Here is a 15,945-nt window from a genome sequence, read left to right as displayed (position 1 = left end):
TTTTAAGATTGACATATTGAAAGCGCGGATTACCGGATAATGAATAAACAAAAAAACTTCTGAAAAGATTTGGTTTTAAAGTTTAAAAGTTCTTATCTTTGCAGTCCGATTCGCAAATGAAAAGGCGTTTTTTTCTTTGTAGGTTTTTTCTCCTTTCGCAAGAGAGCTGTTAGAGAATCCTCGGAAAAAAAACTAAAAAAAAACTTTCCAAAACATTTGGTAGTTATAAAAAAGTCCTTTACCTTTGCACCCGCTTTTGAAACGAAGCGATTTTAAAAAACGAAGCGTTCTTTGAAAAATTGATAAACAATACAAGTAGTACAAGTCCAAAACACTAAAATGTTTTGAGAAATTAGAACCGTCAATACTTATATATAGGTATTTGAAATAAGGTCAATAAATAACGGTATCCTGAACAGAGCAACGACTTTACTATTGCCTTTTGACTGTTTCAATCGTAAATTGTCAATTGTCTGATAGTAAATCAAAATAACTTTTACAATGAAGAGTTTGATCCTGGCTCAGGATGAACGCTAGCTACAGGCTTAACACATGCAAGTCGAGGGGCATCAGGATGTAGCAATACATTGCTGGCGACCGGCGCACGGGTGAGTAACACGTATCCAACCTGCCTTTTACTCGGGGATAGGCTTTCGAAAGAAAGATTAATACCCGATGGCATAATATTTCCGCATGGGATTATTATTAAAGAATTTCGGTAAAAGATGGGGATGCGTTCCATTAGGCAGTTGGCGGGGTAACGGCCCACCAAACCTTCGATGGATAGGGGTTCTGAGAGGAAGGTCCCCCACATTGGAACTGAGACACGGTCCAAACTCCTACGGGAGGCAGCAGTGAGGAATATTGGTCAATGGGCGAGAGCCTGAACCAGCCAAGTAGCGTGAAGGATGACTGCCCTATGGGTTGTAAACTTCTTTTATATGGGAATAAAGTGAGCCACGTGTGGCTTTTTGTATGTACCTTATGAATAAGGATCGGCTAACTCCGTGCCAGCAGCCGCGGTAATACGGAGGATCCGAGCGTTATCCGGATTTATTGGGTTTAAAGGGAGCGTAGGTGGACATGTAAGTCAGTTGTGAAAGTTTGCGGCTCAACCGTAAAATTGCAGTTGATACTGTGTGTCTTGAGTACAGTAGAGGTGGGCGGAATTCGTGGTGTAGCGGTGAAATGCTTAGATATCACGAAGAACTCCGATTGCGAAGGCAGCTCACTGGACTGGTAACTGACACTGAGGCTCGAAAGTGTGGGTATCAAACAGGATTAGATACCCTGGTAGTCCACACAGTAAACGATGAATACTCGCTGTTTGCGATATACAGCAAGCGGCCAAGCGAAAGCATTAAGTATTCCACCTGGGGAGTACGCCGGCAACGGTGAAACTCAAAGGAATTGACGGGGGCCCGCACAAGCGGAGGAACATGTGGTTTAATTCGATGATACGCGAGGAACCTTACCCGGGCTTAAATTGCATTTGAATAATTTGGAAACAGATTAGCCGCAAGGCAAATGTGAAGGTGCTGCATGGTTGTCGTCAGCTCGTGCCGTGAGGTGTCGGCTTAAGTGCCATAACGAGCGCAACCCTTATCTTTAGTTACTAACAGGTTATGCTGAGGACTCTAGAGAGACTGCCGTCGTAAGATGTGAGGAAGGTGGGGATGACGTCAAATCAGCACGGCCCTTACGTCCGGGGCTACACACGTGTTACAATGGGGGGTACAGAAGGCAGCTACACGGCGACGTGATGCTAATCCCAAAAGCCTCTCTCAGTTCGGATCGAAGTCTGCAACCCGACTTCGTGAAGCTGGATTCGCTAGTAATCGCGCATCAGCCACGGCGCGGTGAATACGTTCCCGGGCCTTGTACACACCGCCCGTCAAGCCATGGGAGCCGGGGGTACCTGAAGTACGTAACCGCAAGGAGCGTCCTAGGGTAAAACTGGTGACTGGGGCTAAGTCGTAACAAGGTAGCCGTACCGGAAGGTGCGGCTGGAACACCTCCTTTCTGGAGTGATGCCGTAATCATGACTTTATGGTTCTAATAGTACTACTGGTACTTGTTTATTTATAGAATATAGATCAACCATCTATAGAAGTATAGATAGAGATAAACAAGAGAAAACAGAAGCCGGGTCTAATAATAGGCTCAGTTTGAACTAGTCCTATAGCTCAGTTGGTTAGAGCGCTACACTGATAATGTAGAGGTCGGCAGTTCAACTCTGCCTGGGACTACGATTTAGTTTTTTAGTGATAAGTGATGAGTGATTAATCACTAAGCGTTAAACACTAAGCACTACTTCGGGGGATTAGCTCAGCTGGCTAGAGCATCTGCCTTGCACGCAGAGGGTCAACGGTTCGAATCCGTTATTCTCCACTCCGATCTTGATTTTTGGTTTTTAATTTCAATTGTAAATTGTAAATTGTAAATCTTCCAATCGTAGATCCCACGATCTTTGACATGTTGTACATAAAAAAAGTAAATTTAGTAAAGAGCTAAAAGTATATATCGAACCGTACGCTGTTGTTTTGACAGTATAAGGCAAGAGAAAGAAAGTAAGAAAGGGCGCATGGCGGATGCCTTGGCTCTCGGAGGCGATGAAGGACGTGATAAGCTGCGATAAGCTACGGGTAGGTGCAAATGACCTTTGATCCGTGGATTTCCGAATGGGACAACCCAATTGGTTGAAGACCGATTATACTGCAATGCAGTAGGCTAACGCAGGGAACTGAAACATCTTAGTACCTGCAGGAAAAGAAAATAAATAATGATTCCCCTAGTAGTGGCGAGCGAACGGGGAATAGCCCAAACCAATTATGTTACGGCATAATTGGGGTTGTAGGACCACGTTGTGGGACGAAAGTTGGTGAGTGGAATGATCTGGAAAGTTCAGTCATAGACGGTGATAACCCGGTACACGAAGCCATCTGAACCCTAGTGGTATCCTGAGTAGCGCGGAGCACGAGGAATTCTGCGTGAATCTGCCGGGACCATCCGGTAAGGCTAAATACTCCCGAGAGACCGATAGCGAACCAGTACTGTGAAGGAAAGGTGAAAAGCACTTCGAATAGAAGAGTGAAATAGTCCCTGAAACCGTGCGCCTACAAGCGGTCGGAGCAGCTTTAGCTGTGACGGCGTGCCTTTTGCATAATGAACCTACGAGTTACTTTTTCCGGCAAGGTTAAGCGTCTCAAGACGTGCAGCCGAAGCGAAAGCGAGTCTGAACAGGGCGCCATAGTCGGAAGGAGTAGACGCGAAACCAAGTGATCTACCCTTGGGCAGGTTGAAGGTTAGGTAACACTAACTGGAGGACCGAACCGATAAGCGTTGAAAAGCTTCCGGATGACCTGAGGGTGGGGGTGAAAGGCTAATCAAACTTGGAGATAGCTCGTACTCCCCGAAATGCATTTAGGTGCAGCCTTGTGAGTTACTAATGTGAGGTAGAGCGACTGATAAGATGCGAGGGCTTCACCGCCTATCAAGTCTTGATAAACTCCGAATGCGCATTAGTTCTATCACAGGAGTGAGGGCATGGGTGCTAAGGTCCATGTCCGAGAGGAGAAGAATCCAGACCATCAGCTAAGGTCCCCAAATAAACACTAAGTTGAACTAACGAAGTCAGATTGCTAAGACAGCTAGGATGTTGGCTTGGAAGCAGCCATTCATTTAAAGAGTGCGTAACAGCTCACTAGTCGAGGAGTTTGGCGTGGATAATAATCGGGCATTAAGTGTTTTACCGAAGCTATGGGATCAGTAATGATCGGTAGGGGAGCATTCCACTCTGCGTTGAAGGTGTACCGTCAGGTATGCTGGAGCGTGTGGAAAAGCAAATGTAGGTATAAGTAACGATAAAGGGGGTGAGAAACCCCCTCGCCGAAAGACTAAGGTTTCCTGATCAACGCTAATCGGATCAGGGTTAGTCGGGTCCTAAGGCTCAGCCGAACGGTGATGCCGATGGCAGAACAGGTTAATATTCCTGTACTACCTTTAAGAGTGACGTGGAGACGGAGGCGTGACAGCGCCGCGAACTGACGGAATAGTTCGTTGAAGGGTGTAGATGTTGATTGTGGCAGGCAAATCCACCGCAAGAGTCGAACCTGATAGTATGGAGCGTTCTTCTGAACAATCCAATAGTGCGTGTAAACATACTCCCAAGAAAATCCGCTAAACTTAATCTTAAAGGTACCCGTACCGTAAACGGACACACGTAGTCGGGTTGAATATACTAAGGCGCTTGAGTGAATCACGGTTAAGGAACTAGGCAAATTGACCCTGTAACTTCGGGATAAAGGGTCCCCGTCAGTGATGGCGGGGCGCAGAGAATAGGTCCAGGCAACTGTTTAACAAAAACACAGGGCTGTGCAAAATTGAAAGATTACGTATACAGCCTGACACCTGCCCGGTGCTGGAAGGTTAAGAGGAGATGTCATCGCAAGAGAAGCATTGAATTGAAGCCCCAGTAAACGGCGGCCGTAACTATAACGGTCCTAAGGTAGCGAAATTCCTTGTCGGGTAAGTTCCGACCTGCACGAATGGTGTAATGATCTGGACACTGTCTCAACCGTGAGCTCAGTGAAATTGTAGTATCGGTGAAGATGCCGATTACCCGCGATGGGACGAAAAGACCCCGTGAACCTTTACTATAGCTTAACATTGAATTTGGGTAATTGATGTGTAGGATAGGCCGGAGACTTTGAAGCAGGCACGCCAGTGTTTGTGGAGTCGCTGTTGAAATACGGCCCTTTGATTATTTGAGTTCTAACTCGCAGTTGCGAGGACACTGTTTGGTGGGTAGTTTGACTGGGGTGGTCGCCTCCAAAAGTGTAACGGAGGCTTCTAAAGGTGCCCTCACGCCGATTGGTAACCGGCGGCAGAGTGTAATGGCATAAGGGCGCTTGACTGGGAGACTAACAAGTCGATCAGGTAGGAAACTAGAGCATAGTGATCCGGTGTTTCCGTATGGAAGGGACATCGCTCAAAGGATAAAAGGTACTCCGGGGATAACAGGCTGATCCCTCCCAAGAGCTCATATCGACGGAGGGGTTTGGCACCTCGATGTCGGCTCGTCACATCCTGGGGCTGGAGAAGGTCCCAAGGGTTGGGCTGTTCGCCCATTAAAGTGGCACGCGAGCTGGGTTCAGAACGTCGTGAGACAGTTCGGTCTCTATCTATCGTGGGCGTATGAAATTTGCGTGGCTCTGACACTAGTACGAGAGGACCGTGTTGGACTGACCGCTGGTTTACCAGTTGTGCCGCCAGGTGCATTGCTGGGTATCTAAGTCGGGATTGGATAAGTGCTGAAAGCATCTAAGTACGAAGCCAGCCACAAGATTAGATTTCTTAGGGTCGTCAAAGACGATGACGTTGATAGGAGGCAGGTGTAAAGGTAGTAATATCATAGCCGAGCCTTACTAATTGCCCGTTGACTTTTTTTTTCTTGCCTGTCTGTATGGTTTATATATACGTTTAGTTCGTATCTGACTGAATTACTTTTTGTACACATGTCTACCTTCTTTAGGTGACTATAGCATCAGGGTTCCACCTCTTCCCATTCCGAACAGAGAAGTTAAGCCTGATCACGCCGATGGTACTGCGTAACAGTGGGAGAGTAGGTAGTCGCCGTTTTTTGAATCCCCTTGTATCTTACGACCGATTGAGTGGTTGTGGTGGATGCAGGGGGATTTTTTTTTGTTTTACCAGAGAGTTTTAATCTTTATTGAAACGCGTATTAGCGCAGATTTTCGCAAAAATACGAATGTAAATCGCTTTGTGTCATCTGTGTCCCCTGTGAAACTCTGTGCCACTCTGTGGTGAACCAAAGTAAACACCGCCTGGAGAAAACTACCCGTGCGGGAAGCACAATATAAAGAGCGATAGGACGTTATATATTAGTAAATCTATATTTATATGCAATTTATTGATATTCGACGTATAAAGGTTGTATTGGTTGTTTCTGCTGTAGTTATAGCCGTGGCTTCTTTGTACATTTCTCATCAGCTGGTTAGAGATCTTTCAATGGAAGAAAGGCTTAGGATGGAGGTTTGGGCGGAGGCCATGCGCGCTTTTAATACAGCTGATGAAAAGACAGACCTTAATCTGGTGTTGAAGGTATTAAATGCTAATAATACAATTCCTGTAATTGTAGCAGGCGAGGTAGGAGATATCCAAACCTATCGTAATATAGACGTTGCTTCCAATGACTCTGTTTCTTTCTTATATAAACGGTTGGAACATTTGAAGCAATATGGAAGTGTGATCCGTATTAATTTGTCTCCAGGGAGTGATTATATAGATGTTTACTATGAAGATTCCTTGATGTTGACTCGCCTTTCTGTTTATCCTTATGTGCAGTTGGGAGTTGTTCTGATATTCGTATTGGTAGCTATTTTTGCTTTACTTAGTTCTAAAAAGGCTGAGCAGAATAAAGTTTGGGTTGGCCTTTCTAAGGAGACGGCTCACCAGCTGGGAACTCCTATTTCTTCTCTTATGGCCTGGACGGAGTTACTAAAGAGTGAATACCCTTCGGATGGTCTTATTCCCTGTATGGCCGAAGATGTAGCCCGTTTACAGATGATTGCTAATCGCTTCTCTAAAATTGGTTCCGCACCAGAAATGGAGGAAGTTGATTTGCGGATACTATTAAAAGAGGTGACCGAATATATGGCACGCCGTACCTCAGATAAAGTGAAAATTGTTACTCACTTGCCAGAAACCTCAGTAACTCTTCCTTTGAACGCTTCTTTATTTGGCTGGGTAATAGAAAATTTGTGTAAAAATGCGATAGATGCTATGGATGGTGTAGGAAGAATTACCATCTCAGTCACGAACTCTTCAAATCGCTGGTACATTGATGTGGAGGATACGGGAAAAGGAATTATAAAAAGTAAGCATCAAACAGTCTTTACACCGGGCTATACAACTAAAAAAAGAGGATGGGGGCTTGGCTTGTCATTGGCTCGCAGAATCGTCGAGGAGTATCATTCCGGACGTATTTTTGTGAAACAATCGGAATTAAATAAAGGTACAGTATTTAGAATAGAACTTAAAAAGTGAATATTTACTGATGATTTGTGTGTTATGAGGATTATTATTTGTATCTTTGTCGCCCGAATTCTGTCCATCTAATTGTCCTAAATCGGAAAATAACTGGTGAAGAACAGAATATTTAGGCTTTTTTTGTACCTTTGCAACGATTAAAAAAGTAAAGCTTTGGGAAAGTTTGATAAATACAAAATTGATTTGAAAGGAATGCAGTCAGACTCTGTTAAGTATGAGTTTGTACTGGATAATCTTTATTTCACTCACATTGATGGCCCTGAGGTTCAGAAAGGTAAGGTTAATGTGGAATTAACTGTAAAGAGAACATCTCGTGCTTTTGAACTGAGTTTTCAGACCGATGGTATGGTATGGGTGCCGTGTGACCGTTGTCTGGATGAAATGGAACAGCCTGTTAGTTCTTCTGATAAGTTGATGGTGAAATTTGGTCATGAATATGCAGAAGAAGGTGATAACCTTATTGTGATTCCTGAAGAAGAAGGAGAGATCAATGTAGCATGGTTTATGTATGAATTTATAGCTTTATCTATTCCGATGAAGCATGTACATGCTCCCGGAAAATGTAATAAAGCGGTAACAAGTAAGTTAAGTAAACATTTAAGAACCAATGCTGATGATGACAACGAAGATTCATATGAATCTGTCGGAGGAAATGATATTGTTGTGGAAGAAGAGACAGAGGAGCAAATAGATCCTCGATGGAATGAATTAAAAAAAATATTAGATAATAATTAAAGTTTAAAGAAAAATGGCACATCCTAAGAGAAGACAATCAAAAACAAGAACTGCAAAGAGAAGAACTCACGATAAGGCAGTAGCTCCTACATTGGCTATTTGCCCAAATTGTGGAGAATGGCACGTTTATCACACTGTATGTGGCGCCTGCGGCTATTACAGAGGTAAACTCGCTATCGAAAAAGAAGCAGCTGTATAAATTCTGGTACAGTCTGAATAGACTTATACTTAAATAAACAGCCAGGGAGCTTGCTCTCGGGCTGCTTTAAGTATTATAAGTATTGCTAAATTAAATTTGAATTGATGGAAAAAATAAACGCAGTAATTACAGGAGTCGGCGGATATGTACCTGATTATGTCTTGACTAATGACGAGATATCAAAGATGGTAGATACAAACGACGAGTGGATTATGACTCGTATTGGAGTAAGAGAAAGACGAATCCTGAATGAAGAAGGATTAGGTACCTCTTATATGGCTCGTAAAGCCTGCAGACAGTTAATGCAGAAGACTGGTGCTAATCCTGATGACATTGATTTGGTTATTGTTGCTACTACTACAGCTGACTATCACTTTCCTTCCACTGCTTCTATTCTTTGTGATAAACTCGGATTAAAAAATGCATTTGCTTTTGATTTACAAGCTGCTTGTAGTGGTTTTTTGTTTGCAATAGAAACTGCAGCAAATTATATCCGTTCGGGAAGATATAAGAAGGTGATTCTTGTGGGAGCTGATAAAATGTCATCGATGGTGGACTACACGGAACGTGCTACATGTCCTATCTTTGGAGACGGTGCAGCTGCTTTTATGATGGAACCAACTACTGAAGAGCTTGGTGTTATGGATTCTCTGTTGAGAACAGATGGTAAAGGTTTGCCGTTTCTCCATATGAAGGCTGGTGGTTCTGTTTGCCCCCCTTCTTATTTTACTGTAGACAACCATATGCATTATATCTATCAGGAAGGTAGAACTGTATTTAAATATGCTGTTTCAAACATGTCTGATAGTTGTGCTGCTATTGCTGAGCGGAATGGTCTGAACAAAGACAATATTAATTGGGTTATTCCTCATCAGGCTAATATGCGTATCATTGACGCAGTGGCTCATCGTTTGGAGCTTCCGATTGAAAAGGTTTTAATCAATATAGATAGATATGGTAATACCAGTGCTGGTACTTTGCCTCTTTGTATCTGGGATTATGAAGATAAACTGAAGAAAGGTGACAACTTAATCTTTACTGCATTCGGTGCAGGTTTTACCTGGGGAGCTGTTTATGTGAAGTGGGGTTATGATGGAAAGAAGGAATAGTAACAAATGTTACTAAAATATAACACATAAAACGCATCTTATTTCGATTCGATGCGTTTTTTTGTCTAAATCAATAAATGAAAGGCGATGCATAAAGCAGGTTTTGTAAATATAGTAGGTAATCCGAATGTCGGAAAGTCGACGTTGATGAATGTGTTAGTGGGCGAGCGTGTTTCTATTGCTACCTTTAAGGCACAAACCACTCGTCATCGTATTATGGGGATCTATAATACGGATGATATGCAAATAGTTTTTTCCGATACTCCGGGAGTTCTGAAACCAAACTATAAATTGCAGGAGTCTATGCTGAATTTTTCTACTTCAGCATTGACGGATGCAGATATATTGCTTTATGTGACAGACGTGATAGAGACTCCTGATAAAAATAATGAGTTTGTTGAGAAGGTGCGTCAGATGACAGTTCCGGTGTTGCTACTTATTAATAAAATAGATTTAACAGATCAGGAGAAGCTTGTTAAACTTGTAGAAGACTGGACTAATTTACTTCCGCAAGCAGAGATTATTCCTATTTCGGCAACATCAAAATTCAATGTGGATTATGTGATGAAGCGAATAAAGGAATTGCTGCCGGATTCTCCGCCTTATTTTGAAAAAGATCAATGGACTGATAAGCCGGCTCGCTTTTTTGTAAACGAGATTATTCGTGAGAAGATTCTTCTGTATTATGACAAGGAGATACCTTATGCAGTAGAGGTTGTCGTGGAAGAGTTTAAGGAAGAGGCGAAGATGATACATATCCGTGCGATAATCTATGTGGAGCGAGACTCTCAAAAAGGGATTATTATCGGAAAGCAGGGAAAAGCTTTGAAGAAAGTGGCTACTGAAGCTCGACGGGATCTGGAACGTTTCTTTGGGAAAACTGTCTTCCTGGAGACGTATGTAAAGGTGGATAAAGATTGGCGTAGTTCGGACAAGGAATTGCGTAACTTTGGTTATCAGCTGGATTAAGAAAATATTCATACGACTGTGATAGTCGCAAAAACAACACGTGAACTATGGGAAATTTAGTTGCAATTGTTGGACGTCCCAATGTGGGAAAGTCAACTTTATTTAATCGCTTGACAAAGACTCGTCAGGCAATCGTGAATGATGAAGCGGGTACAACCCGTGACAGACAATATGGCAAGTCGGAATGGCTGGGACGTGAGTTCTCAGTAGTTGATACCGGCGGTTGGGTTGTCAACTCGGATGATATATTTGAAGAAGAAATTCGTAAACAGGTATTGATGGCAGTTGACGAAGCTGATGTAATACTGTTTGTGGTGGATGTGATGAATGGTGTTACTGATCTGGATATGCAAGTAGCAGCGATTTTGCGTCGTGCGAAAAGTCCGGTAATTATGGTGGCTAATAAAACGGACAATCATGACTTACAGTATAATGCTCCTGAATTTTATCGTCTGGGACTAGGTGATCCTTACTGTATTTCGGCTATGACCGGTAGTGGTACAGGGGATCTGATGGATCTTATTGTTAGTAAATTTAAGAAGGAGTCAGCTGAGATTCTGGATGACGATATTCCTCGTTTTGCTGTAGTAGGCCGTCCGAATGCAGGAAAGTCATCTATTGTTAACGCTTTTATTGGTGAAGAGCGTAATATTGTTACTGAAATAGCCGGTACGACTCGTGACTCAATCTATACCCGTTATAATAAGTTCGGTTTCGACTTTTATCTTGTTGATACAGCGGGTATTCGTAAGAAAAATAAGGTCAATGAAGATTTGGAATATTACTCGGTTGTTCGTTCTATCCGTTCCATAGAAAACGCGGATGTATGTATTCTTATGGTTGATGCAACCCGTGGTATAGAAAGTCAGGATCTGAATATATTTTCTTTAATCCAGAAGAATCAGAAAGGACTTGTAGTAGTTGTGAATAAGTGGGATTTGGTAGAGGACAAAACAGCGAAAGTAATGAAAACTTTTGAAGAAGCGATTCGTTCTCGTTTTGCACCTTTTGTGGATTTTCCTATTATATTTGCTTCAGCATTGACCAAACAGCGTATTTTAAAAGTACTTGAAGAAGCACGCGCTGTTTATGAAAACAGGACTATAAAGATACCTACTGCGCGTTTGAATGAAGAATTACTTCCATTGATAGAAGCTTATCCGCCTCCCGCAATAAAAGGGAAATATATAAAGATTAAGTATATTACTCAATTGCCTAATACACAAGTACCCTCTTTTGTGTTTTTTGCTAATTTGCCGCAATATATTAAAGAACCATATAAGCGATTCCTTGAGAACAAAATGCGTGAGAAGTGGAATCTGACTGGAACTCCTGTAAATATTTATATTCGTCAGAAATAATATGAAATAAATAATGCAAGATCTTCATTTTTCTAATGATAATATTTATATTTGTCAAAAATAGCAACAGACAATAAAATAGTATGGTAGAGAAAGCGGAGATTTTGCTGGTTGATGATCATGCATTAATCCTGGAAGGGATATGTCATATTCTTAAACGGCTTCCGGAAGTTGTAGTAGCAGACGCTGTAACAACTGGTGAGGAAGCCGTTGGATTAATAGCCGAGCGTGATTATGATATTTATATTTTGGATGTTGGGCTTCCCGATGTATCTGGATTTGAATTGATAGATATGATTCGTGAGCTCAATGAGGATGCGCGTATTATTGTAAATACGATGCATGAAGAAATATGGTATATTAACAGGCTTGTACGGCAAGGGGTAAATTCTGTAATTCTAAAGGCTTCAGATTCAATTGAAATAGAAAATGCAGTGAAGAGTGTACTACGAGGCGAAGCTTATACTTGTCCACGGTTTGAGGGGATACGTAAGAAACTGGGACATACATCTTCACAAATACATCCTAAAGATGTGCCTACTAAACGTGAAATAGAAGTATTACAGGCGGTGGCTGAGGGACTCTGTACACATGAGATTGCAGGGCGATTGCAGATTACGGAGAATACAGTTGAAACATTTCGTAGGAGGCTGATTCAGAAGTTTAATGCAAAGAATGCTATTGATATGGTAGTAAAGGCAATGGCACAAGGATGGATTAATGTTTTGTAAACAGATTTTTTCTTTTGTCACGGTTTTCGGTGATGTTTCTGTGTGAATTTTCGACTATCTTTGAAGCGGTAATTGAAATACTCTCTTTTAGAGTTTTATAAAGAAAAGGGACAGTCAATATGTCGTGATGATATATGTCAATTCTATTAACTGGTTTTTACAATTAAGAAGGGCGCATTCTGAAGTGAGTGCGCCCTTTTTCTATACTATGCATTGTGCTATTTAACCTTCTATGTTTTGTATTTCTACATCTTTCACTTTACGAAGCAAGTCGGAAGCAAAGATAAAGTCGTTCAAACGTTTATTGGTCGATGTAAAAATGTCATCTTTTGTACCTTCCCACTCTTTTGTACCTTCATAGATATAAATAATTTTTTCCCCAATACCCATAACGGAGTTCATATCATGTGTATTGATAATAGTAGTCATGTTATATTCGCGGGTAATGTCATGTATAAGATCGTCAATTACCAATGAGGTTTTGGGGTCAAGACCAGAATTGGGTTCATCACAAAATAGATACTGGGGATTTAATGCAATAGCCCGTGCAATAGCTACACGTTTTTGCATACCTCCACTGATTTCTCCCGGATATTTATCTTTAGCTTCTGTCAGATTTACACGGTCCAGGCAAAACATTGCACGCTTGGCACGGTCCCGTACCGTATCATTGCTAAACATATTCAACGGGAACATCACATTGTCCAACACGGACATGGAGTCAAATAAGGCAGCACTCTGGAATATCATTCCCATTTCCCGTCGGAGCATCTTTTTTTCCTTCTTTCCCATGGTTAGAAAGTTACGATGGTCGTATAGTAACTCTCCTTTTTCCGGGACAAGCAAACCAACGATGCATTTCATCAATACAGTCTTTCCCGAACCACTCTGACCAATAATCAGATTGGTCTTTCCATTTTCGAAGGTGGCATTGATATCTTTCAGTACCGTTTTGTCCTCGAATGACTTATAGAGCTTTTTTACTTCAATCATCCCATTAAAAGTTTAGTTAATATCAGGTCGGCAAATAAGATTAGTACACTACTGGAAACCACAGAGTCTGTAGATGCTTTTCCTACGGCTATCGAACCACCCTCTACTGTATAGCCGAAGAAAGAAGATACACTGGCAATGATAAATGCAAAGAATAGTGATTTTATGATACCGCACCACACAAACCATTCTACGAACATATATTGCAGACCATACTCTAAATTGGTAGCCGTCATAATGCCCCCAAACCAACAGGTGGCAAAGGCACCGATAATACCAGCAAAAATACTAAACGTTACCAGAATCGGAATGGTTGTTACCATTGCGGCTATTTTAGGAAGTATCAGGTAGTTAGCAGAGTTAACTCCCATTATTTCGAGAGCATCTATTTGTTGTGTTACACGCATTGTTCCCAATTCTGAGGCAATATTAGAGCCCACTTTACCTGCCAGTATCAAACACATGATGGAGGAGGAGAATTCCAGTAACATGATTTCGCGGGTTACGTAGCCCACCGTCCAACGAGGCATCCAGGGGCTTTCGATATTCAGCTTGATTTGTATGGTGATAACCGCTCCTATGAAAAATGAAATCAGCAGTACGATTCCGATAGAGTTCACACCCAGCTGTTCTATTTCATTGAGATATTGACGGAAGAACATTCTCATACGTTCAGGCCGTGAGAAAGTGCGCCCCATCAGCACCATATATCTTCCAACCGTTCTTAATGCTTTGATCATAACTTCGTATATTTGTCTGCAAATGTACGTTTTTTCGGCTTATTTTTGCTACATTTGCCGCAAAATAACAAAGATATGGAAGAAAGCAAGATGGTGCTTCGTACGGAGGACCTGGTAAAAAAGTACGGTAAGAGAACTGTGGTTAGCCATGTTTCCATTAATGTGAAGCAAGGTGAAATCGTAGGTTTGCTGGGACCGAACGGTGCTGGTAAGACTACCTCATTCTATATGACCGTGGGCCTGATTACTCCTAATGAGGGCCGTATCTTCCTCGATGATCTTGAAATAACAAAATATCCGGTGTATAAGCGTGCGCAAACTGGTATCGGTTATTTGGCACAGGAGGCTTCCGTATTTCGTCAGATGAGTGTGGAAGATAACATTGCTTCTGTGCTTGAAATGACAAACAAACCGAAAGAATATCAGAAAGAAAAGCTGGAAAGTCTGATTGCTGAGTTTCGTTTGCAGAAAGTGCGTAAGAATAAAGGTAACCAACTTTCGGGAGGAGAGCGCCGTCGTACGGAAATAGCTCGTTGTCTGGCTATTGACCCCAAATTTATTATGCTTGATGAACCTTTTGCCGGAGTTGACCCTATTGCAGTAGAAGACATTCAGCAAATTGTCTGGAAACTAAAAGACAAGAACATCGGTATTCTTATTACTGACCATAATGTGCAGGAGACGTTAAGTATTACGGATCGTGCCTATCTTCTGTTTGAAGGAAAGATCCTTTTTCAGGGAACTCCGGAGGAACTTGCAGCGAATAAGATTGTTCGTGAAAAATATCTGAGTAACAGTTTCGTGCTTCGTCGTAAAGACTTCCAGTTAGAGAAAGATTAATCTTTCTCATTCGGGAGGTACTTCAAATAAATCATATCTATACATTGTTCGCCGTTGTCTTCGAATATAGGTTCGGGATAGTTGTCAACGAAGAAGTTTCTGATAATGTGTGAATCAACAAAACCGCATTTCCGGTAGAATGCCAATTGGTAGAATTCCCGTTCAGGGATACCGGTACTTCCTGTACCAACAATGATTTCAGGAATTTCTTTGAAATAATTGAAAATAAATGAAATCATACGGCTGGCATATCCTTTTCTTAAATGATCGGGATGCGTAACCAGATTTTTAATTTCTGCAGTGGAGCCATCTGATACAACTACGGCTGCGCATACAATCTCTTTTTTTACCTGCATAGTAAATAAATGCCCCTTGCTGAGATATTTATTTATCATGTCTACTGAAGGATCTGCTATTAGCAGTAATTCGATGAAAGCTTCTTTATTCTCAGTGATTTCCTCTATCACCATGTCTTGTGGATATTTCATATAGACAAATATAACAAAAAAGAACCTTCCGACAAAATTAAGTATATCGGAAGGCCATTTCTTTTTTTCTTTTGTTAGAATTTGGGTCTTGCCTCTTTAACCACCATTGTACGGCCATGGTATTCTGCGCCATTCAATTCGGTGATAGCTTTTGAAGCAGCAGCATCGTCTTCCATTTCAATAAAAGCAAAACCTTTTGATCTGCCGGTTTCGCGATCCATAATAACTTTTACTGAAGATACTGTTCCGTAGTCTTCCATGACTTGTTGCAAATCTGCTTCCTTAACGCGGTAGTTAAGGTTTCCAACATAAATGTTCATAGTGAAAATGATAAAAAATAAATAATGAAATAAAACTCTCAGGAAGATGATTGATAATAAAAAGATTAAAACGACAGAGAGTTTACAAATGCGTTTTTCAAACGAAGTAAAGCCTTGTAATAGAAATCGAGAAACTAATACATCATCATTCCGTAACAAAGAAAAACATAAAAAATGAAAATACAATTATTTTTCTTGTGTTTTTTTGCTGTTAATGTGATGATATACTGTGCTTTTGTTCGTTTTGTAGTATAAATTGGTGTATTTTAGAGGGGCTTTTTCCGATAACAAGGATTTGCTGAAAATTAGTTCCGGATAGTTTATAAAACCACCTAAAGACCTGTTTTTATACAGATATCTTTAGGTGGTTTCTCTTTTTTGTTAGATAA

At 41.4% G+C, this 15,945-nt stretch carries 12 protein-coding genes, 2 tRNA genes and 3 rRNA genes; 13 read left to right on the top strand and 4 right to left on the bottom strand.

Annotation, left to right across the window (positions count from 1 at the left end; genetic code table 11):
- Nucleotides 1-498 precede the first annotated feature (498 nt).
- The 12 genes from HCG69_RS09200 to HCG69_RS09145 all read left to right on the top strand — a co-directional run bounded on the left by HCG69_RS09200 (nucleotide 499) and on the right by HCG69_RS09145 (nucleotide 12,175).
- A 16S ribosomal RNA gene (locus HCG69_RS09200) occupies nucleotides 499-2,022 on the top strand.
- Between the two features lie 153 nt (nucleotides 2,023-2,175).
- Nucleotides 2,176-2,249 (top strand) — tRNA-Ile (locus HCG69_RS09195).
- Nucleotides 2,250-2,317: 68 nt separating this feature from the next.
- Nucleotides 2,318-2,391, top strand: a tRNA-Ala gene (locus HCG69_RS09190).
- Nucleotides 2,392-2,564: 173 nt separating this feature from the next.
- A 23S ribosomal RNA gene (locus tag HCG69_RS09185) occupies nucleotides 2,565-5,450 on the top strand.
- 79 nt (nucleotides 5,451-5,529) lie between these two features.
- Nucleotides 5,530-5,640: ribosomal RNA gene (gene rrf / locus HCG69_RS09180) — 5S ribosomal RNA — on the top strand.
- Together the 16S, 23S and 5S rRNA genes with 2 tRNA genes alongside form the textbook arrangement of a ribosomal RNA operon.
- A 282-nt stretch (nucleotides 5,641-5,922) precedes the next feature.
- Nucleotides 5,923-7,068: a HAMP domain-containing sensor histidine kinase gene (locus HCG69_RS09175; protein ID WP_221649799.1), complete on the top strand. Its 1,146-nt coding sequence runs from the start codon at nucleotides 5,923-5,925 to the stop codon at nucleotides 7,066-7,068.
- A gap of 156 nt (nucleotides 7,069-7,224) precedes the next feature.
- Nucleotides 7,225-7,806, top strand: a complete 582-nt coding sequence (locus HCG69_RS09170; protein WP_221649798.1) for a DUF177 domain-containing protein — start codon at nucleotides 7,225-7,227, stop codon at nucleotides 7,804-7,806.
- Nucleotides 7,807-7,819: 13 nt separating this feature from the next.
- Nucleotides 7,820-8,005, top strand: a complete 186-nt coding sequence (rpmF, locus tag HCG69_RS09165; protein ID WP_002562387.1) for a 50S ribosomal protein L32 — start codon at nucleotides 7,820-7,822, stop codon at nucleotides 8,003-8,005.
- 104 nt (nucleotides 8,006-8,109) lie between these two features.
- Nucleotides 8,110-9,114, top strand: coding sequence for a beta-ketoacyl-ACP synthase III (locus HCG69_RS09160; RefSeq protein ID WP_002562386.1), 1,005 nt, complete (start codon nucleotides 8,110-8,112; stop codon nucleotides 9,112-9,114).
- A gap of 87 nt (nucleotides 9,115-9,201) precedes the next feature.
- Nucleotides 9,202-10,083, top strand: coding sequence for a GTPase Era (gene era, locus HCG69_RS09155; RefSeq protein WP_221649797.1), 882 nt, complete (start codon nucleotides 9,202-9,204; stop codon nucleotides 10,081-10,083).
- 47 nt (nucleotides 10,084-10,130) lie between these two features.
- Nucleotides 10,131-11,444, top strand: coding sequence for a ribosome biogenesis GTPase Der (gene der / locus HCG69_RS09150; RefSeq protein WP_221649796.1), 1,314 nt, complete (start codon nucleotides 10,131-10,133; stop codon nucleotides 11,442-11,444).
- Nucleotides 11,445-11,527: 83 nt separating this feature from the next.
- Complete coding sequence (locus HCG69_RS09145) at nucleotides 11,528-12,175, top strand: response regulator transcription factor (RefSeq protein WP_221649795.1); 648 nt, start codon at nucleotides 11,528-11,530, stop codon at nucleotides 12,173-12,175.
- Nucleotides 12,176-12,397: 222 nt separating this feature from the next.
- Here HCG69_RS09145 and HCG69_RS09140 read toward each other — a convergent pair whose 3' ends face one another.
- Together HCG69_RS09140 and HCG69_RS09135 are read right to left on the bottom strand one after the other, a co-directional pair.
- Nucleotides 12,398-13,168, bottom strand: coding sequence for an ABC transporter ATP-binding protein (locus tag HCG69_RS09140; protein WP_221649794.1), 771 nt, complete (start codon nucleotides 13,166-13,168; stop codon nucleotides 12,398-12,400).
- Nucleotides 13,165-13,908: an ABC transporter permease gene (locus HCG69_RS09135; RefSeq protein ID WP_002562380.1), complete on the bottom strand. Its 744-nt coding sequence runs from the start codon at nucleotides 13,906-13,908 to the stop codon at nucleotides 13,165-13,167. Before HCG69_RS09135 ends, HCG69_RS09140 begins: the two co-directional genes overlap by 4 nt.
- Nucleotides 13,909-13,983: 75 nt before the next feature.
- Here HCG69_RS09135 and lptB point away from each other — a divergent pair, with 75 nt between their 5' ends.
- Nucleotides 13,984-14,748, top strand: coding sequence for an LPS export ABC transporter ATP-binding protein (lptB, locus tag HCG69_RS09130; RefSeq protein WP_002562379.1), 765 nt, complete (start codon nucleotides 13,984-13,986; stop codon nucleotides 14,746-14,748).
- On the opposite strand, the gene HCG69_RS09125 is transcribed toward lptB, so the two are convergent.
- Together HCG69_RS09125 and HCG69_RS09120 are read right to left on the bottom strand one after the other, a co-directional pair.
- Nucleotides 14,745-15,236 carry a GNAT family N-acetyltransferase gene (locus HCG69_RS09125; protein ID WP_221649793.1) on the bottom strand — a complete coding sequence of 164 codons (492 nt, stop codon included), beginning with the start codon at nucleotides 15,234-15,236 and terminating at the stop codon, nucleotides 14,745-14,747. The genes lptB and HCG69_RS09125 overlap by 4 nt on opposite strands.
- 74 nt (nucleotides 15,237-15,310) lie before the next feature.
- Complete coding sequence (locus HCG69_RS09120) at nucleotides 15,311-15,556, bottom strand: RNA-binding protein (protein ID WP_221649792.1); 246 nt, start codon at nucleotides 15,554-15,556, stop codon at nucleotides 15,311-15,313.
- Nucleotides 15,557-15,945 lie beyond the last annotated feature (389 nt).

It is taken from the genome of Bacteroides sp. K03, assembly GCF_019734355.1.
In the GTDB taxonomy this organism is placed as follows: Bacteria; Bacteroidota; Bacteroidia; order Bacteroidales; family Bacteroidaceae; genus Bacteroides; species Bacteroides nordii.
The sequence above is the reverse complement of the archived record's forward strand: the minus strand, read 5'-3'. Positions and strand labels throughout refer to the sequence as shown.

Excerpts from the sequence above, each read along its gene's own strand:
- era (WP_221649797.1), top strand. The coding sequence starts at position 9,202 with ATGCATAAAGCAGGTTTTGTAAATATAGTAGGTAATCCGAATGTCGGA.
- HCG69_RS09175 (WP_221649799.1), top strand. The coding sequence starts at position 5,923 with ATGCAATTTATTGATATTCGACGTATAAAGGTTGTATTGGTTGTTTCT.
- HCG69_RS09135 (WP_002562380.1), bottom strand. The coding sequence starts at position 13,908 with ATGATCAAAGCATTAAGAACGGTTGGAAGATATATGGTGCTGATGGGG.
- der (WP_221649796.1), top strand. The coding sequence starts at position 10,131 with ATGGGAAATTTAGTTGCAATTGTTGGACGTCCCAATGTGGGAAAGTCA.
- HCG69_RS09160 (WP_002562386.1), top strand. The coding sequence starts at position 8,110 with ATGGAAAAAATAAACGCAGTAATTACAGGAGTCGGCGGATATGTACCT.
- rpmF (WP_002562387.1), top strand. The coding sequence starts at position 7,820 with ATGGCACATCCTAAGAGAAGACAATCAAAAACAAGAACTGCAAAGAGA.
- HCG69_RS09120 (WP_221649792.1), bottom strand. The coding sequence starts at position 15,556 with ATGAACATTTATGTTGGAAACCTTAACTACCGCGTTAAGGAAGCAGAT.
- HCG69_RS09145 (WP_221649795.1), top strand. The coding sequence starts at position 11,528 with ATGGTAGAGAAAGCGGAGATTTTGCTGGTTGATGATCATGCATTAATC.
- HCG69_RS09140 (WP_221649794.1), bottom strand. The coding sequence starts at position 13,168 with ATGATTGAAGTAAAAAAGCTCTATAAGTCATTCGAGGACAAAACGGTA.
- HCG69_RS09125 (WP_221649793.1), bottom strand. The coding sequence starts at position 15,236 with ATGAAATATCCACAAGACATGGTGATAGAGGAAATCACTGAGAATAAA.
- lptB (WP_002562379.1), top strand. The coding sequence starts at position 13,984 with ATGGAAGAAAGCAAGATGGTGCTTCGTACGGAGGACCTGGTAAAAAAG.